Annotated in this window: 7 protein-coding genes; all 7 read right to left on the bottom strand. The window is 27.4% G+C overall.

The annotated features are described in order from the left end of the window. Nucleotides 1-1515 (bottom strand): MSC_0624 family F1-like ATPase-associated membrane protein, encoded by a 1515-nt coding sequence (locus EXC48_RS03325; RefSeq protein WP_129720768.1) that lies wholly within the window; start codon nt 1513-1515, stop codon nt 1-3. Further along, nucleotides 1515-3746, bottom strand: a complete 2232-nt coding sequence (gene mip, locus EXC48_RS03330; RefSeq protein ID WP_129720770.1) for an Ig-specific serine endopeptidase MIP — start codon at nt 3744-3746, stop codon at nt 1515-1517. The genes EXC48_RS03325 and mip (EXC48_RS03330) overlap by 1 nt, the downstream gene beginning before the upstream one ends. A 17-nt stretch (nt 3747-3763) precedes the next feature. Next, nucleotides 3764-6040: a putative immunoglobulin-blocking virulence protein gene (locus tag EXC48_RS03335; RefSeq protein WP_129720772.1), complete on the bottom strand. Its 2277-nt coding sequence runs from the start codon at nt 6038-6040 to the stop codon at nt 3764-3766. Nucleotides 6041-6051: 11 nt separating this feature from the next. Continuing rightward, complete coding sequence (locus tag EXC48_RS03340; RefSeq protein ID WP_220100392.1) at nt 6052-8229, bottom strand: putative immunoglobulin-blocking virulence protein; 2178 nt, start codon at nt 8227-8229, stop codon at nt 6052-6054. 522 nt (nt 8230-8751) lie between these two features. After that, nucleotides 8752-11223 carry an Ig-specific serine endopeptidase MIP gene (gene mip, locus EXC48_RS03350; RefSeq protein WP_129720777.1) on the bottom strand — a complete coding sequence of 824 codons (2472 nt, stop codon included), beginning with the start codon at nt 11221-11223 and terminating at the stop codon, nt 8752-8754. 13 nt (nt 11224-11236) lie between these two features. Continuing rightward, nucleotides 11237-13696: a putative immunoglobulin-blocking virulence protein gene (locus EXC48_RS03355; protein WP_129720779.1), complete on the bottom strand. Its 2460-nt coding sequence runs from the start codon at nt 13694-13696 to the stop codon at nt 11237-11239. A gap of 457 nt (nt 13697-14153) precedes the next feature. Next, the gene (locus tag EXC48_RS03360) at nt 14154-22043 is read right to left on the bottom strand and encodes a glycoside hydrolase family 2 TIM barrel-domain containing protein (RefSeq protein WP_129720781.1); all 7890 of its coding nucleotides are present in this window, start codon (nt 22041-22043) and stop codon (nt 14154-14156) included. Nucleotides 22044-22162 lie beyond the last annotated feature (119 nt).

The following is a 22162-nucleotide window of genomic DNA, read 5'->3' on the forward strand; positions in this document are numbered from 1 at the left end:
CTAATTAATTACTTTCTTCTTTTTAAATATTTTTACTCCTATTGCTGATTGTAAATGTATTACTAAACATACAACAAAGAATATTAAGACTGAAACATATGAAATGCTAATTATTTTAACAATTGAAATTGGAGTTGGCACTGAAACTAAAACATGATTTTCTTGAGTAAGTAAAATGTGGTTTAGTCCAAAAATCAATAATAAAGAAATTTTAACAATGAATAATACGATGATAAAAAAGGTAGTTAAATTTGAAAATGATTTATTTTTAATTAAATAATGAATAAATGTAGCAGATGATAAAGAAGTTAAAATAAATAAGTTTATTAAGTTAATATTTGAATTATCATATGTAATAACAGAATAAACCAGTGGAACTCAAATTAACAATTGAGCAATTGCAAACCTAACACTTAATGCAATTGGGTTTTTAGTATTTGTTTTGCTAATAAAGGAAAAAGCAAAATAAAGAAAAGTTGTAATAGATGCAATTATAATAACTAATCCATGAATTAAATCATATTTAGTTTCTTTACCAAAAATAGCATATTTTACTGTTTCTCCACCTAATAATGTTCCTAGCCAAATAATAGCTACTACAATAAAAATAATTCCCAAAATATATCTATCTTTTTCTTGCACTTGATAAATGTTTTTTTCTGATATTTTATGAAGTTTCATAGCATTAGATCCGATTATCATAAAAATAATAAAAGTAAATATTGAAACAATAATTAATAAATTCTTTGAATTCTTTTCATTAAAAAGACGCTCAACAAAATTTCAATATTTTTGATTTTCACCATCAAATAAAGATCCATTTTTTGAATAACTATCTCATAATAAAACATTAAATAACACAAATCCAAGCAACATTAATTGTGAAAATGTTTGAATAATAATTGGCAATAATGATTTATAAATAATAGGATCTGATTTTCTTTTTAAAATGAACTTGTAAATCTCAAATGAGATATTAACTAATGTTATAGGAATTAATAAATATACTAGATTAATATATTTATGTTGAACAAAAACCATTACAATTTTTTCAACATTTCCTTCTTTGATTTTTATAGGAATATTTTTTCCAATAAAAGCAAAGAATAAAACAAAAGCAATAATAGATAATGATAAATATAAAATATAAAATACTATATATTGTTTTATCCTTTCCTTTTGTTCATTAATATTACTAAAATTCTTGAATGTAGCAAACAAAAAAACGAAATATAAAATACTAAACCTAATTAATAAAGTAGCATTTATTTGTTGCTGATTTACGGTTACAAATGATATAAAGTTCTGAAATGGTTTTCCACCAAGGAAGACTAAAACTTTTTCTGGAAATAATGAATCACCAAGTTTAATAAATAATACTAATGAACCAATAGCAAAAAATAATATTAAAATAAGTTTATAAATAAAAATTCATTCATTACCTGATTTTGAACTTATTTGAGAACTATAATTAATGTAAATCCGTCTTCTATCAAACAAATCATTATTATTCATTATGATTTTCCTTTCTCTATTGTTTTTTCTTGTGAAGTTGATGATATTGTTGAATTAAATTTAAATTTTTCTGGAACTTTGTCATCTGCAAAACCATCAGGAAATAATTCTGTTTTAACATTTTTAGATTCATAAAGTTTTTTCATTTCCTCACGGTATGATTTAGATTGGTCTCTTCCTCCACCATAAATTAAATCATATTGAGGTAAATTATAAGATCCATATAAACCTTTATAATCATATCCTTCTGATCTAAATGCAGCGGCTAAACCAGCATTAGCACTACTATTTGCTGCATGGAAAATACCTACTAATTCATAATTTTGATTTCTAACTGATGATCCAGAAGATCCACCAGCAGGAACATAATGTCTTGGCATATATTCTAAACCAAAATTAATTAATCCATTTGGTGCTGTTTCTGATGTATGAAGATTTGGTCCAACTCTATGTGTAGCTAAAAAAGTATCAGTTACACCGGGTTTATCAATAAATGAACGATATCCAATTTCATATGATAAGAAATTCCCTCTTTTTAATTCTTTATCAGTATATTTAGATTTTCCAGTATTTTCATCACGTAAAATATCGCCATAGAATTTAGTTTCGGCATTTGTTCATAAACTATATGTGTATTTTGCAACTTTTTTTTGATCATCTTCTTCATAAGGTTTTAAAAAGTAATCACCAGCGGCTGTCGGATAACCTAAAATATATAAACTATCACCTTTATATTCATTATCAAGTTTTTTCCTTGATAAAGGGAAATCTATTTTTGAATAATCTTTTAAGTATGAATTACTAATAAATTTAACCTTCTTGCTTTGATCTAAATTAGCATAATCATTAGTAACTTCTTTAATTTCAGCCTCTGAAAGCCCTAAATCTTTAAAATCAATTTCTAAAACTGCAAAATCAATAAACTCTTCATTATCTGCATACTTTGTTTTTTGTTCATCAGCTAGAAAATCAGATGGTTTTGTTTTTAAATAATTATCACCAGTAAAAATTTTCTTTATTCCATTTTTTCCTTGAAAACCTTTATGGATATAACGATCATCAAGCTGATTAACTTTTAATTTAGTTAGTATATTAATTTTTTTAGATAGAACTTCTATACCCCAATCAGTTGTTTTGCTTGTAAGGGCATCAGCTACGTGAAGGTTTGTGCCATAATATCATTTAGTTGGATATTTTCCACTTTCTGGTTTTACATAATCCAAAATTCAAGCTGTACCTGATGTCAATCTACCTGTTGGTTTTCCCAATTCTTTAGTTTTTTCTTCATCAGGATTATTAAAGGCAATTCTTATTGTTTGTAAAGCTATATCTCTATAATGTTCATTAATTAAAACTCTTGGAATTCCTTTTGAATCATATGGATTTCTATTAACAACATCAACTCAACTTGGACCTTTACCAAGTTCAGGTGCATCATATAAATGCAAGCCCTTAACCGATCCGTTTGAATCATAAACTGGTAAAGTAAATCCTTTTAATTTTAAATTATCATATGAATCTTGATTAACACTTTTAGCTAATTCATTAAACTTATTTTTTTGTTCTTGTGTTACTGAACCTAAATCGCTTCTAAATTTAGCGTCATCTAATCCTGGTTGTCTTTTTAAAGTTTTAATATAATCTTCATTATCTTTTTCAAATCTTTTTATTTGGTTAAAATCTGTTGCATATTGAGCTGCATAAGATTTAGGCAAAACGAATTCACTTGGCGGCAAAATACCATCAGCACCAATATTTTGAGGATTATTTTTAAAACCACTAACTTCAATGGTATGAATGATTGACTTCTCAGGATTTAACTTTGATTTTATTTCAAATGAAATTTTACCCTTTCCAGTTCTATTTGAAATTATTTGGCCTTTTTCATCTTTATCTGGTGCTAAACTAAGAATTCTATATTCATATAATGAAGCTTTATCACCAGTTACATTAAATTTAATTGATTCTGCTTCTAAACTTGTAAAAAAGATATCACTTGCTTTTTTATGAAGATGATCATATTCAGTAAAATTAAATGTTAATTGTTTTGCATCATTATAAATTTGCACAATTGTAGCATCATTAGGTGTTTCACTTTGTTCAGTATCCTTCGGCGATTTTTCCTGAGGGTTTTGTTTATCATCCTTACTTGTTTCACATGATGTAACTAATAAAATAGGAAAGATAGGACTTATACCGAGTAAAATATTTTTTATCTTTTTAATTTTCATATTCACCTTTCATAATATTAACTAAAATCAAAATCTGGTTGATTTGGATCGAAATATTGAACATTTCTACCAGTACCTTTTAAAGTATTATATAAATCAGTTGCACCTTTTGGAACTTCAATAATAGTTGAATTAGAAAATGTTCCATCGCTATAATTAAGTAAAATATTTAAATTATTAAGTCCATCTGAAGTTAAAGTTGATACTTCTTTTGTTGGGGCAATACGAATTTTCTTTGTTTCTTTACCATTACTAAAAATAATTTTAGATCTAGGCATTTGTGGTTGTTGAGTCGATAAAACATCAAATTGTGCGTGGTTTAATTCATCTGTATCAACATTTCAATTTTCTGAATTATTATATAAAACAATACGCTTAAGTTTTCTTGGTGTATTTGATGGTTTATTTATATCATAAAATATCAATCCGCGTAAAGTTTTCTTTCTTGTTACTCTGCTTAAATCAAGTCCAAGTGGATAACTATTTCCACCTTCATTAGAATCAGGGTGTAAACCAGCACCAAATCCACCTTGGAAAATTGGTTCGTTATTTCTGGTTCAATATGCCATTCTTAAACCATCATTAATTCTATTATAACTAGTTCCATCATAATCAGAATCTTCAAATGATAAGCTATCAAATGTAATTCTTGTAAAGACCTTAACGCCATATCCATATTCTCTTGAGACATTATAATCAATTGTATTTACTCATGAAGTATTTCTTAAAGCAAATGGATATAATGATCAACCTTCAGCAAGCGAATTCTCAGAAGTGTATAATGAAAGTTCTTTTATTTTCTTATTTTCTAATGCAGCTAATGCACTGGTGTTTTGTGAAACAAAGAATAATTCAAGTTGTGGTAATACATCTGGTAAAGCATCAAAAATTTCACGGAATCTTTGATTTGCGTCATTCTTGCCAATATTTTTAATTCTATAACTTGTAATTTCTTTACCATCATTTTTTAATTCTTGAATTAGTTTTAAAGTTTTAGAATATCCTGAAGGATTTGCCGTATCTATTTCAACAACAATACCTTCGTTTCTTAATTTATCATCTTTTTTATCTCTTGTTAATTTAATTATTGATATTCCATCAGAATGAGATACATTATATTTTGAATATTCAGCACTACTAGTAACATCAGTTTTTGTTCATCCTGGGTATGAACCGTTAGCTACATCATCGGGATTTCTCTTAAAATATGAATCATACCCAAAAACTCTTTTAAGTTTATTATCTCTTTGTAATCTACTTGTTACTTTATTACTAATTGGCGAATATGCTCTTGAATCTATTTCACCATTAGCATTAATGTATACATTACTTTCATCTTTTGAAATTAATAAACCTTTAGAAAGATTATTTTCAGCATTATCACTTAATTTATTAAACTTAGATACATCAATATATGTTATTAATCTCAAAAATCTAACATCTTGATTTTGTATTTTTTTAATGTCTTGATATTTTGATTTACCCTGATCTGTTAAAAAATCATATACTTTATCACCATTTAATAATAAATCACGGAATTTTCAAATAATATTAATTAACGCATCACGATTAGGACCATCATTTAATAATCTTGCATAATCATCATCGGTATAATTATCTTTAAGAAATGGTATACCAATATATTTATTTAATGAACCTCTAGCATTTTTTCTAGTTGTATTTCTATGTTCTTCTGTCACTTCAACTGAATTAACATCTGGTACAATTTCTGCTTTATATCCATCGGGATTTGTTATTCCTTTTTCGATATCGTCTCTTGAATCAATTCTATCTGGGGGTATTGTTACATCAGCAGTAAATGACGAAAAGTTTTCAAAAGTAATCTTTTGTTTTGTTGATTTTGGCAATTGAGGCTTAGGAATAGGTTTTGGAGCCGGGGTTGGTGTAGGCTGTGGTGTTGGATTTGGAATTGGTGAAGTTTTCGGAGCCTCTTTCACTTCTGGAGTTGGTTCAGGTTTAGGTTTTGGTTTTAGTTCTGGTTTAATTTCTGGTACAGGAACTGGATTAGGTTTTGGTTCTGGTTTAGGAAGTGGTTTATCTATAATTATCTCTTTAATATTTACATCTGCACCACTAGGGTTTAGATCTTTTAGATTAAGGTTATTTTTAGAAATAAGTTCTTTTTTAAAATTACTTGTAATAGAAAATTTATCAGAAAAGGTGGTATTTGGTATGGAATTATAAATAATACCACTTGATAAAGCTGAACAAGCAACAGATGTACTAACCAAAATTAATGCTAATTTTGTTTTTCTATTTAACATTTTTTTCATTTTATACCTTCTTATGAGAATTCGAATTCTGCTTTTTCATTAGGATCAACTTGTATAACTTTTTTGCCTAACTTCTCTAATTGCTCAAATAATTCTTTATCAGTATTTGGAACCTTAAACTCTGTTTCAGGTCCAAAATTATCTCTTGCTAATGTGATTAATTTTTGCAAATTATCAAGTCCACTTGAATTTAATTTAGTAACACCATTTTTTGAAGTAATTTTAATTTTTCTGGTTTGATTACCATTTCTAAAACTAATTTTACTTCTTGAAAATGGACCTGTATCAATTACACCAAAATTAGCATTATTTAATTCATCAGCATCAATTTCAAAAGTTTCAGAATCGTTATATAAAACAAGTCTTACAAGTTTTCTCGGTTTATTACTTGGTTTTTCAATATCACTAAAAATAAGGTTTCTTAATGATTTTATTTTTGTAACTCTACTTAAATCAAGCCCAACTGGATAACTATTCTCTCCTTCATTTCTATCTGGTTTTAATCCAGCACCTAAACCGCCTTGAAAAACACGTTCATTATTTCTAACCCAATATACCATTCTTAGGCCATTGTTAATTCTTGAAAAATCTTTTCCATCAAAATCAGAATCTTCAAATGCAATATCATCAAATCCTAGACGAGTAGCTACTCTTAATCCAGGTTTATAATCAAAACTAACATTATAATCGATCATATTTACTCAAGCAGTTTTCTTTAATGCTCAAGGATTAATTGACCATCCACCTGCATTAGAGTTACCAGTTGTATATAAAGACAATTCATCAATTTCTTTATCTTCAAGAGCAATTAATGAAGTTGTGTTATGTGTTTCAAAAAATAGTTCTAGTTGTGGGATTTTATCAGGTAGCGCTTTAAAAATATTTATAAATGATTGATTGGCATTATTTCTTCCGATGTTAATAATACGATAACTAGTAATTTCTTTTTTATCTGCCTTTAATTGATTAATTAATTCTAACGTTTTTGCATAACCTGCTTCATTTTCAGCATCAATAGTAAGAATAATACCTTGATTTCTTTTTTTAGGATCTGGAACATCTCTTTTAATCAATTCAAATTTAATTCCATCATTATCACCAATTTTGTATTTGGCATATTCAGGATTCTTAGTTACATCTGTTTTAGTTCAACCTGGATAAGTACCTTCTTCAACACTTTTTCCAGTTCTACCATAGTACGAGTTATAATCAAAAGTTCTAAGTTCACTATTATCTTTTATTAAACGCTCAACTGAACCATTTATTAAAGGAGTTCTTGAATATGAATCTAATTTACCATCTTCTGTAATATAAATATTATCATTATCTGGTTTTATTACATACCCTTGTGATAATTCTCCTTCAAGTTTATCAGAAGTTAAAACAAATTTAGTTATATCAATATATGAAATAATTCTTAAACGTTTAATCTTTTCATTTTTGATCTTCTTTAATTCTGGATAAAGTTTTTTACCTTCATCTGTTAAAAACTCAACTACTTTATCTCCATTATCTAGTAAATTTTTAAATTTTTCTAGAATTTTATCAAAGTAATATATATTAGATGGTGAACTTTCGTAATATCTAGCAAAATTTTCTTCATTTCAGTGAATAGGAGGAGTTCTAAACGCTTCAAATGCACCATCTAAAATACTTTTTCCTAATGCTTGTTGCGCAAATTTCCGATTTTGAGCTTTTAACTCTTCAGTTACTTCAACATATTGAATATCAGGTGCCAATTCACTAATGTATGGCTTACGATTAGCAATTTGTTTTAAAATGTCATTAGGATTATCTTTTCTAGGCGGTACAGGTGTAACGTGAATTCTTACCTTAACATTTCCATAATCAACAATAGCAATAGCAGAATTATCTTTTGGCTCTTCAGCGATAGTTTCAACAGGTGGATTAACAACTGCTGGTTCCTCTTTTTTTATTTCTGGAGCTTTAGGAGCAGGTGTAGGTTCTTTTTTTATTTCTTTTTCAATTTCTTGTTTGGGTAATACAATTGGAGCTTGATTAATTTCAGGCTTTGGTTTTTCTTGTGGTTTGACTTTTTCTAATTCTTTAATATTAATATCTGTAATAGAAGGATCTAAATTAGAAAAATCAAGATTATTTTTTGAAATAAAATTAGGTTTACTTAAATTAAGAATACTAAATCTATTTGAATTGGTATTATCATTAATTTAGTGATAAACGATTGTTGATGCTAGAATGCTTGATGCACTACCAACACCAAAAATTAGTAGAAGATTACGTGCTTTTCGTTTTTTAAAAATCATTTGTCCCCCGCTAAAGTTTAATAATAAGAGAATTCTTATATACGCTTACATAATAGATATATTTTACCATTAAAATAGTTTTTTTCTACTCCAAAAATAATCAACAAACATAACGCTAAAATTATTATTTTATAGTTAAAAACACTATATTATAGCATCTTGAATTCCAGGCTAGTATAAATAAAATTCTTTTTTTTTTTTTTTTTTTGAAAGTAATTTAAGAATTTAAAGAAAAGTTCTACTTTTTAAAAATCTTTGGCTATTTGAAAAAAAAAAAAAAAAAACATAGAAATTTTCGTTCATTTAAACTAATTTTGAACTTATTTAAAAACTATAATTAATATAAATTTGCTTCTATCAAACAAATCATTATTATTTATAATATTTTTCTTTTTCTATTGTTTTTTTCTTGTAAAGTTATTTAAATTACCTACTAAATTTAAATTTTTCTGGGACTTCATCATCTGCAAAACCATTAGGGAATAAATGTGTTTTAATATTTTGAGATTCATAAAGTTTTTTCATCGCTTCACGGTATGAAGCTCCTTCTTTTTGGTCTTTACCACCACCATAAATTAAATCGTATTGAGGTAATTCATAGTTTTTAGAATCACCTTTGAATATGCCTTTGTAGTCATAACCTTGTGATCTAAATGCAACTGCAAGTCCAGCTCCTGCATTTTGGTTTGCAGAGTGAAATACTGCTACTAATTGATTATTTTGATTTCTAATACTTGTTCCGGATGAACCGCCGAATGGTGCATAGTGTTTTGGACTATAGTTTAAACCTACTGAAACTCATTGTTTTCCATCATATTCATGGAATTTAGCGCCGTTTTTAGGTGCTGAAATGAATGCATCTACAATACCAGGTTTATCATTAATTGTTCTATAACCCAAAACATATGATAATCAATTACCATCTTTGTTATTTTTAATACTTACTTGACCATCTTTATTGATTCAAAGCTCGTAGTTGAGTTTTTTGTTTTTGATTTCTTTTTCATCAGCATATTGATCTCATTTGTAGTCAAGGTCAGCACGAGGTCAACCAACTGCATATAATGAGTCGCCATCATATTTTTTCTCACTATCAAGCGGTCTATCAATTTTTTCATAATTGTGCAAGTAGTCTTGAGCAATAAATTCTACTTTGTCATGTTCGCCTTTTAAATTTGCATAATCATTTGTAATAAATTTAGCAATGTTAGATTGAGCAATTTTTAATGAAGATTCATTTCCATTTGCTTTTCTTAAATCATCTTCAATTTTTCTTAAATTAGCAGCAAATTGTTCAGGGGCACCTGGGTTGCCGTATGTACTAAAGTAGTAATTTCCAGCATCATCATTTCCAGATTTTATTTTAGAAAAGTCAATTTCTAAAATAGCAAAGTCAGCAAATTCTTGCTTGTCTTTCAAAAAATCTTGGTGTGATGCATCTAAGTAATCTTTAGGATCCTTACTTAAGTAGTCAGTTGCTGTATAAACAATTTTAATTGGTCACTCTTCTTTTTTAGTTTTACCTAATAAAAAGTTAAATTTTTCAATTCGAAAATCATAACCAGTTGAAGCTAATTGATTTGGATTTGTTATTTGTGTAGTATCTTTCTGCAACCTAGCAATTGAAAAACTATTTGTTTCATTAGTTAATGCTTGAGCAACGTGAAGATTTGTACCGACATATCATTTAGTTGGATATGTTCCTGTTGAATCTAATGCATAGTCCATAATTCAAGCAGTACCAGCTGTTGGAGTAAAAGTATTTGGAATAATTTCTCTTTTGCGAGTATTTTCATCAATATACTCATTTCTAGCAGGGTTAGCAAATTCGATGTGTCATGTTTGTAACGCTTGTCGTAAATATTGCTCATTAAGAATTGTACGTGGATAACCATTGATTTGAAATTTGTTACGTTGGGCACTGTCAATTCATGAAGGACCTATTCCAAATTGCGAACCTTCATTAATGCTAAATCCTTGAAATTTTCCATCTTTATCATATAAAGGGACTGAGAAAGTTTTTAAAAGTCAATTATCAAATGAGTCTAGATTTGCCTGTTTTTCTTTAACAAGCGAATCAAATTTATCTTTTGAATTTTTGTATTGATCATCGGTTATTTCTTTTCTAAGTTTTGAATCACCTGCTCTTTTTCTTAAAGATTCTACTGAAACATCTTCGTCCGGTTTAGTAGCTAGTTGTCTTGATAGTGCTTTAATATAATCTTCATTATCACTTGCAAATCTTTCAGCTTGTGATTTTGCTATATATGCTTTAATAACACTTGGGTTTGAAATTGACTTATTAATTCCTTGGTCAAAAATTCTTTGTGGGTCGTCACCGGTTCTAAAACCTTTAATTATATGTTTTTCTGAAATTTTAACTGTCTCATAACCTCTACGAACTACATCAAATTTAATCTCGACTTCACCTTTAGCTTTGTTTGGTTTTACTTCCTTGATAATTGTAAGATACTTATTTTCTTCATCTTTTCCTTTAACTTGAACAAAAACATCATTTGGACTGTCAATTCCATCAGCATAAATATTAGCTAAGCTACCTTCTCTAACTTCATTCCCTTTAACACTATATTGAAATTGCAAATTATTAATTTCATTATTTAAATTAAGTTGAAGATTAACATTTTCTAAAACCTTATTTAACTTAGTAATATCATCACCAGATTCAGAAAGTTGTTTTTGAATTTCTTCTTTTTGCTCCTTGTTTTTTAAACTTTCAAGCTTTTCGTTGATTAAATTCTTAGCTTCTTCAGGTGTTGAAGCTTGAGTTTTTGAACTACCTGATTGATTTTGTCCTTCTTTTTGCGGGCTGCACGCTGTCAAGCTTAAAGCGATAAGAGAACTACATCCAAATACTAAATTCAATATTTTCTTTCTCATAAATATCTCCTTATTAAATGATCTTTACATCATTTGAAGCAAGTTCAGGGATAAATCCTGATCCTTGAATATATTGTTTTGTTTCATCGCTATCTACATATACTTTGTATCCATCTTTATCTAATTGGTCAGCTCAACGGAATAATGCTTGTAAGTTAGATTTTCCTGAGGCTGTAAGTTGATGTTTATTTCTTGAAGTGATCTTAACTTTTTTAGTTGATTTATCTGAGAACCATATTTTTGTTTTAGGCATTTGTGGCATTTCACTAATCATAATTGTGTCAAATTGACCATCATTCAAGTCATCAACATCAATATTAAAGTACTCACCTTCTGAATAAAGTTTAAGTCGTTTAAGTTTTCTTGTTCCGGCGTTTTTACCTTCAATATCATTAAACTGTAATCCCTTTAACGATCTTATATGTTTTGTTCTTGATAAATCAAGTCCTAATGGTCAGCTATTTCCAGCTTCATTGTGGTCAGGTTTAAGACCTGGCCCAAAACCGCCTTGGAAAAATGGTTCGTTATTTCTTGTTCAATAAGCCAATCTTAAACCATTATTAATTCTTTCAAGACTAGTAATATTACCATTTGAATCAACTGAATAATCACCTTCATCAAAACTTAGTCCATCAAATTTGATTACTGAAGGTGGTATATAGCCTCCAATATAACCGCCTGGGGCATTAAAATCATTAGTATTTACTCATGCAACTTTTCTTAATGCAAGTGGATTTATGGTTCAAATATCGTCATAGATGTTGTTTGATGTTGTATAAAGACCCAACTCATCAATTTCTTTATTTTCAAGTTCAATAAGGTCAGATGTATCAAAACCTTCATAAAATAACTTAAGAAGTTTAATTTTGTCTGGCAAGGCTTTAAGAATTTCTTTAAAGCTTTGACGACCTAGTTTACCCATATTTACAATTTTGTAACCAGTTATATCAATATTTTGTTGTTTAACTTTTTCAATAATATCTTTTGCTTTAGCATATGCATTATTATATGAAGCATCAATTTCTAGAATAATACCTGATTTTGTACCGTCATCTTTTTTAAGTGATTTTAGTTTAACACCAGCATCCGGAAGACCTAATTTATCTTTATATTGACTTGTAACATCAGTATTAGTTCATCCTGGATATTTATCGTTTAAGATATCTGGTCCATTTAGTGGATATCATGTATTAAAATCAAATACACGTCTCTCTTTATTGTCCCGCGAAAGTCTATCGGTTACATTATTGAATCCAGGAGCAGGCGAAAATGCATATGAGTCAATTTCTCCATTTTCATTGATATATGAATTATTTGGATCTAAAGAGTAACCCTTTTCAAGATCTTGATCAACACGTGGTGCTAATTTCGCAAATTTAGATGGATCTAAATTAGAGATAAGTCAAACATTTTTACGTTCTTTATATCCCTCAAGTTCATGTTTTTTCTCTTCAAGCATTCTAAATTTTTCTTTAATTGGTTGTCAAGCTTGATCAGTTTGTTGATCTTTAGGAAGTTTATGGAATTCAGCTGCTTCTGCATATGTTTCTTTATCAAACTTATCATATTCAGCTTGAAAATTCTCAAGATCACTTTTAAATTCTGCAATTTTTTGCTCATATTGATTTTGTGCAGGCTCTTTTAAAAATTCTTTAATTTTAGGTGAATTGAGAAGTCTTAAAAATCTATGAATTAGATTTGAATAGTTATATCGATCATTTTCAGTCATAAATAAAACTTTTGTTAACTTAGCCAATCCTTCTTTTGTGTTTGGATCTAGTTCAGGTTCTTTAATTCATGAATGTAATCTAAAGTCATCAAAGAGTCCTGTTCCACTACCAATCTTTTTAACTTTATCGACTTGGGCTTTTCTTAATTTATCGGTTACTTCAACCGAGATTACTTCGCCGACCGCATTGTTTTGATAAGGTTTTCTATTTGTGATACCTTTTATAATATCGTTTGAACTATAAATTCTTTCTCGCGGCGGTTCAACTATTGCATCAACCTCAACGCCATCGATGATTAATTTTTTATGAACACGATTTAATTTTTCACGTTTTTGTGGTGGTTGTGGTTGAAAAAGGGCTTGGTTTTGCGCTTTTGTATTTTCTTCTTTCTTTTTAATTTCTTCTTTTTGCTTAGGTGGAACTTTTTGTTCTTTAGCAATATTTTCAACTAGCGGATTCACAACTATAGAATCTTGATTAGTTTCAAGCTTTGGATTTTCTTGTGGTTTGACCTTTTCTAATTCTTTAATATTAATATCCGTAATAGAAGGATCTAAATTAGATAAATCAAGATTATTTTTTGAGATAAAATTAGGTTTTCTTAAATTAAAAATACTAAACTTATTTGAATTGGTATTATCATTAATTGAGCGATAAACTATTGTTGATGCTAGAATGCTTGATGCACTACCAACACCAAAAATTAGTAGAATATTACGTGCTTTTCGTTTTTTAAAAATCATTTGTACCTCCGCTAAAGTTTGCTAAATATAAGAGATTTCTTATATTTTTACATAATAAATATATTTTATCATTAAAACGACATTTTTTTGTTTGAAAAATAGTTGATAGGCATAGCAAGAAATTTATTATTTTCCAGTAAATAGTACTAGAATAAGTCATTTTAATCACATATCTAATATAGACAAAATGTCTTTTTTTTTTTTTTTTTCAAAAGTATTTTAAGAATTTAATAAAAATTTTGACTTTTGAAAAGTTCTTGATTATTTGAAAAACATTTTTTAAGAAATATTTAATATTAAAATATCTTTTTTAAAGATAAAATGATCTATAAATTTAGATTAAATTAATATAATGATTATAAATATTAATAAAAAGAAGTGTTTTATACATTAATTTTTATAATTTATATGAATATTTAAAAATGTCTAATATCTTTTTTGATATTAGACATTAAAATTAAATAGATTTTATCTTTTGTATTAATTCATCAATTTGATTTATTGAACCTAATTCTAGCAAGTAATTTAATTGAGCAATATATGCTTTATATAATGAGTTTTTACCTAAGTTATGCTTAATTTCGGTGTTATATTTATGTTCTATTTCAGAAATTATTTTCTTTACTTCCAATGCTTTTTTATCCAAATCTATACTTTCTTGTTTTTTAAAAATATAAGTTTTTAGTTTTTTAGCATCTTCTGAAAAAACATTAACAATAAGTTTTTGATTAATTAAGGTCGATGTTATTTTTGAATTATTATTAGTAGTAAATATAAACTTAGTTAAATCTTTATTATCTGGAACAAGGTATTCAAATCTATCAGGATTAAATTCGTTATAGGCTCTATCATCATATTTAACTTCAATTAAAGGATCATTATTTTCAGCTGGGATTAATCTATCAACCTGCATTTCATAAATAATAATACCATTTTTATTAGTTGGCACATCCATTGTAATTCTAATTGCTGTCGCTTTAATTGGTCTAGTAAATTCAAATAATGTTCCATTTGTATCATTTGCTTTAATTATTGGTTTTGACTTTAATTCTATTGACTTTCATTTAGCATTATCTTTTAAATTAGATGAACTTTCATCAATATGCCCTAATTTTTCGTTTTCCGGTAAATTAGTTATTTCTTGATCAAAGTATTCAAATGAATAATTAGTTGGAACAGTAGTTCCAGAGTCCTCGCCAAATCAAATTTTTACTCTATCAAACATTTCTGGTTTAATAACTCCACCACGAGCAAAAATAATACCAACTGAATCCTTTTGTCTTTTTGAGGCATTATTTTGTCAGTTAGATCATTTATTTCGAGTTGCTGAATTTGTTTCAATAGTAGCATCATTTATTTTTGAAATTCTATCATTTGATGCCTTATCAATATCATTTGTAAAACTTGCAAAAGCAGCTGGGTAATTAAAACCAGTTACTTGTTTTGAAATATTAATTGATTTAGAAATATCTTTTGAAGCAATTCTGATATGAGCTTTTGCTTTTAGATTAATTCCTTCAATTGTTCCTTCTTTAACTATTAAACCGATCTTATCAAATTCATTTTCTTTAAATGGTTCTCATTTAACAGACTTAACATTCTTATTTCCTAATGAATCAATTACCATTACATTTTCAGGTAATCCTTGATATGGTTCAAATCCTTGAATAGTTGCAAGTGTTACATCTTCAACACCAATATATTCTAACACTTGGATACTTGAATAAACTTTTTGGCCTTCTTCTGTTTCGCCTTCATAAATAAAAAATCCTGTTTTTGTAGCTACTTGCGGTACATTTTGTCATCTTACTAATAGCTTTCTTTTGCTTAATTCATTTGGGTATTTCAAATCAATATAACCTGGAAGATTAATTTTTTCGCCCTTAAAAATAGTTAAATTATATAACGAAGCTGTTTCAATATTTTTATCTTTTGGTGGTAATTCTATAAAATTAACGGTAGTAGGTTCAGAAATATATTTTTTACCTTTATAAGTAGCTTCAACAAATACTTTTAGATCTCTAGTTGAATGTTCAGCAAAAATAATGTCTTTTTTGTAATTAAAATAAATATTTTCAGCACTTTGATCTTCAAGTTTAATTTTAAAATCATTCAAATCCATTACGGTAATTTTTTGACCATTTTCTAGTTCAATATCAAACATTAATCTTGTTGCTGAGCCAACATAAATTGGATCAATGATAACTTTAAATTTTTTAATTTTATCAGTCATCAATGTATGTTCATATTCATAAACAGTTTTTTCACCATTTTCAGATGTTAAAATTGCTTTATACACGCGATGAGATTCATCAATATCATAAATGATTGTTTGTAAGTGAGATTTGTCTCTTTGAAATTGCTTAAATTGAACAGCAGGAAAACCTTTTATAAATTCTGATGATCCAGAATACTTATATACATCAGGTTTAAATTCAGATAACTGATTAAGACCTACAGTAATTTCTGATAATTTTCTAGTTTCATCTTTTATCGGCAATAAACTTGATCCATAAACTTTTAATTCGACAAAACCAGTAACATAATATGTACTGCTTGACTTTGAGCGATTTGTAATAGTTAATTTAATATATTTAGCTTTTGGAACTTTATTGAAGCTTATTATATTTTCATATGTTTCTTCATTAGCAATAAATTTATCCTTATTTGACTGGTTTGTTACCGGAGTGAAAGTTTGATTATCTGAACTAGTTGAAATTTCAATTAAAGCTGGTCCATCTTTATGTGTGTTTCGATCACTGAAAAAATGAATTCCAATTGCTTGAACATCTTGAGGTTGATCTAAAGTAATAGTAAAATCATTCTTTTGATCATTAGCATTATTGGAGTTGCTTCAATTAGTTCATCTTTTTCCATGATCAATTTTTCCATCAATTGCATTTTGTGCAAAATCATTACCTTGTTGATATGAAGCGTTCGCGGTAGTCTTTCCGATTTGAACATATTGTTTATTAATATCATAAATTTCATATTTATGAATAATTCTTATATATGCATTAACTTCTTTTTGAGGATGGCTTGCTAAATGACCTTTTATTTTAACTTCACCGCCTTTTTTAGTGACTTTTTCAGTTGAAATCTTTGAAATATCCTCTCAAACAACATCTTCTAAAATTGAACCAAATTTTGAATATAACGTAACTTTTTGCGGAAGTTTAATAGGATCATTAACACCAATTGTATTGAATATTTCTTCAACATAATATGTTTGTTCAAAATCAATTACATGAACATTAAAAATTAATTCAACTCCATCAACTTTAACTTTAATAGGATATGTTCCAGGGGTACTTGTTTTAACATTTGCTGAATCTAAAACAACGTCCGTTTCATTGATTTTCCCATCTGAATATACAACTTTTAGTTTCTTTGGAAGTTTTAACTCATTATTTTTAAGGACTACATAATTATTATTTTCAAAACCTAATGGAATAATATTAGTATTTTCATTTTTTGAACTAATTAAATTAATAGATGTTGAACTTAAACCAGTTGAACTAGCTTCAAGTCCAATTAAACCGGCAGTTTTAGTTGACTGAATAATTACTAATGCTTTACCATTAAACAATTTTCTTTTTCATGAACCATCATTTTGTGCTTTATAGCGCTCTCTTGAAAGAGCGTCCCCATTATCGACACCAACTATTTTTCCTTGACCCTTTAAATTAAAATTAATTAAGTTATTAGCAAATGGATTTTCATTTCCATTATCATCAATTGCTAAAACATGAACATAAACCAATGAAGTTCCATCAGCCTTAACAACAGTTTTTTCTGGTATTAATTTAATTTTAGTTGGTTTGTCAGCTCTTTTGATTGTATCAACTGCGACTTTTTTATCATTTTCATCATATGCTTCAGCGACTATAGTACTATTTTTATATTTTTCATAATCTACTTCAAACTTAAGATAAAGCTCATTTGAATTTTCGCCTTCTTGATATTTAATTTTTTCACCTTTTTCATTTGTATAATTTGTTTCTTTAACATTAAATGTCTTTGATTCTAAAAGCTCACCATCAACTTTAAGAAGGACCTTTCTGGCGTTCGAATAAATTCTTAAGGTTATTTTTCCATTTTTGATAACAAAATCTCTTTTAGTTTTATCATCTCATGTTCAATGTGGAGCAATTTTAACCATCGGATGTTCTTTAACATCTAGTCATTGAGATTGATATAAATAATAATCCATTTTTGGAAATCCGGCTGTGTCAACGATACCAAAGTATGAACTTTTTGGCTCATCATTGCCTTTTTTTCCATGTCAAGGAGTTGGTTCACCAATGTAATCAAATCCAGTTCAAATGAATTGACCAGCATATCATTTATTATCACGATCAAATTTTCAAGATTCAGTTGCAGTTTTTCCTCAGCCTACTCTATTATTTCCATAATCACTTTGTTGCTTTCCATAATGCGAATTTATATTTGTGCCATTATCATATTTTTCAGGTTCATATCAAACACCTCTTGATTTAACTGCAGAAGATGTTTCTGAACCATAAATTTTTCAGTCAGGATGTATTTTATGTAATCATTCAGCATTATTTTCTGAGTAATTCATACCAACTGTATCTAGTTTTTCTGAAGCATTTGCCACATTTTGATTTTGTCCATTACCAAATCTATATTTGTCATTACCTCAAGTAACATATCTAGTGGTATCGATTTCTTTAACTCATTTAACTAAATTTTGTGTTGTTTGAGTTCCTTTAACTTCTTCAGATTCTGCTATCTCATTACCAATTGACCACATAAATATAGCAGGAGAATTAATTTTTGACCTTACCATTTGTTTAATATCAAATTCAGCTCAACTTTGGTTATTTATAGCTTTTGGATGTGTTGATTTTTGTTCAAAGAATCTATGATAATCTTGTGACTTTTTACCTTTATATCAAGTATCAAAAGCCTCATCAATTAATAATAAACCAAGTTCTTCACATATATGAACAAGTTTTTGATCAGATGGATTATGAGTTGATCTTATTGCATTAACACCCATTTCTTTTAAAATTTTCATTTGACGATAAATAGCGTCATAACTAGCAACAGCACCTAAGGCACCTTGATCATTGTGCATTGAAACACCATGCAGTTTTAATCATTTACCATTTAATGAAAATCCATCATTGCTTGTTCAATTTGTGAATCTATATCCGTATCTTTGAACATCTTTGTCAACTATCTCTTCTCTTCCGTCTACAACTTTAATAATTTCGGATGTTAAAGTGTATAAATTTGGATTTTTAATATCCCAAAGTTTAACATTATCAATTTTAAAATCAAGATTTTTTTCAATTGAAGTACCTTTTTCAAGTTCAAATGGACTAGAAGTTATTTCTTTCACAACCTTTTCATCGCTAAAAGTTTTAATAGTTTGTCTTATCTTAAGTGTTGCTTTTTGATTTGTTTCATTTACAATTTTATATTTAGCAGTAGAATCTATATTTTTAACATTATCTTTTGTTAAATTTTTATGAGTAATTACTACGCCATACTCATCAATATGCAATTTATTTTTAACTGATAAAGTTACATCACGGTAAATTCCAGAACCAGAGTATCATCTAGATGAATCTGTTAAATTTTTTGCTCTTAATGCAATTACATTATTTTTAGGATCATCAAAATTAAGAAATTTAGATAAATCATAAGTAAACTCTTGATAACCAGATGGATAATTACCTACTAATGCTCCATTAACATAAACCTCAGAATCCATATAAACGCCACCAAAGTGAATTAATACTTGTTTATCTTTTCATTCTTTTTTAACTTCAAACGTTTTTCTATATCAAGCATTTCCACCTTCTAATGCTCCTCACTCATTAGAAATATTTGGGCTAAAATCATTATAAATTGATCAGTCATATGGTAAATCAATATTTGTTAAAGTATTTTCATCAAAATTGTTGTTTTTAATTGATGTGATATTTGAGGATGTTTCTTTTGCAAATTTCCAATTTAAATTAAAGTTAATATTTCGTTCATCATTTACTTCGGTCACTGAATTTTCTTGTTCATTAATACTATCAATTCCATTACTTATGTGTCTAAAACCTGAAAATTCTTTACTAAAGATATAATCTTTATTAAATTTATTACTATGTAAAGTTATTTCGATTATAACCCTATTTTCACTATTATTAATAGTTTTAGGCTTAATATCTTTAATAATAACATCATCATCATCATTTAATGTTGTTTTAGTTTTTAAATCTTTTAAAAAATCAACTAAAAATACATTAGATAATTCTTTATAACCAAAATCTATTTTCATTTTTGACTCTTGAAAATTTTCTTTTTCTTTTAGATTTCCTTGAGCTCCATTATTTGTATCTTTTTTACCTTGATTACAAGAAATTACAATTGCAGGTATTGAAAAAATACTACTAGATAATGCTAATATAATTAATTTCTTTTTCTTAAACATAAATACCTCACAGTTTAATATTACTAGTCAATTATATAATACTGTTGCTACAAAAACACTTTTGAATAAAAAATTCAAAAATAAGCAATACAATAAGCAAAATTTTATTTTTTTAGTTATTAAACATTTCATTAACTTAATAAATAAAAATAAATAAAAAACTAAAATACATAAATGTAACTTTCCAATATTAACAATCAAAATAACTAAGCATCCTTGGTTTAAGCTTTGAGAATCTTCACGCTGATGAAGGGCGATGAGGGAGTTTAACAAACTAAATAATTTAGAAATCTTATTTTGTTCTATCAAATTTGTCGATTTTAACTGAATATTATTAAGTTCATTTAAATTAATGCTTTTACCAACTCTCAAGCCATAAGAAATTGAACTTAATTTGTCAATAAATGATTTGGATTTAAGAATAAAAGTTCAAAACTTGTCATCATTATTTTCTTTATTTATAAAATCTACAACACTATAAGCAGGAGAGGTAACTCCTAAAATTGCGGAATGTGCTAAACCAGAATCATATGATGATAAGTGTATAACAAATTGCCCAGGTTCAACAAGTTTATATTTAATAATATTATCCAAATTAAACTGAACATTAAAGTTAATATCCTGTCTTTTTTGCATTCCATTTTCTTTTGTCGCTGCAAGAATAGGTAAATTTTTGAAACCTTTTTTACACACAAAACGAAACAATAAATTAAACCTTTCCTGTTCTCAAACGTTTGTCATTTTTGTTAATGCAGCTGGTAAAATTGTCAAATTTTTGCCAACAATCATCATCTGGAAAAGTGATTTTTTGAAATTTTTGAGAATTTTTAACTCACGCTGATGAAGGGTGATGAGGGTGTTTAAATGTTTAAATATTGCTCTTATCCTTTTCATTTCATGAAAACCGCACAATATAATATTTTTATTTTGAACAAAATTAATGTAGTGTCTAGCATGTCCAAAATTTTCAAGTTTTACACTTAACATAATTAAAAATAAGGAGTAAACATCAAACATTGTATTTTTATTAATTAGTATTTTAATAGCACTTGATTTAACTAAAAAAGGAAAATTAACATATTTAAAATCTTGAGTAAAATCATCAAAAATAATACATTCCTTATCAAAAGTATTTGTTTCATTTGAATAGCCTAAAATAAATGATTTATTAGCTGTTAAAACCGGATTTTTCCCAGATTCCGGTATTTCATCATATCTTGTATAAAAATTATCAGGCCTAATATAATTCAATAAATTCCCCAACCTTTCCTGTTCTCAAACGTTTGTCATTTTTGTTAATGTAGTTGATAAAATTGTCAAATTTTTGCCAACAATCATATTCTGGAAAAGTGATTTTTTGAAGTTTTTGAGAATTTTTAACTCACGCTGATGAAGGGTGATGAGGGAGTTTATGTTGTTAAAAAGGTGACCTAATTTATCTTCTTCTTTAAAGTTAGGATGAACAATTTTTAAATCACTAAGCATATCATATACGATATATGGAATACTTCCCCTGCGAGCTTCATCATTAATTTTTTTAGGTAATAAAGTAAATAATAAATAATACAAAAATACTCTATTAATTCCTATTTTAGTTAATACATAAGTCCTTTGATATGCATTAAAAAAATTATCGGCTAAATGTAAATAACCCATAGATGCACCATTACCAGCAACTGTTATTGCGGGTCCTTTAAATGCATATGAATTTATTTTAAACTTCTCAATTCCTGAAGTATAAAAATCATATTTACCGCACTCAACCATAGCATTAGCATTTAACTTTCCTGTACTAATTTCACATAAATTCCCCAGCCTTTCCTGTTCTCAAACGTTTGTCATTTTTGTTAATGTAGTTGGTAAAATTGCCAAATTTTTACCAACAATCATCTTCTGAAAAAGTGATTTTTGAAGTTTTTGAGAAATATCTAAACTATATTGAAGAACATATTTTATGTTTCTGGTGTCGATTTAATTCATAATATATCTTATGTGTTAAATTGTGATAA

The sequence above is a fragment of the Mycoplasmopsis cynos genome (genome assembly GCF_900660545.1).
GTDB classification, from domain to species: domain Bacteria; phylum Bacillota_I; class Bacilli_A; order Mycoplasmatales; family Metamycoplasmataceae; genus Mycoplasmopsis; species Mycoplasmopsis cynos.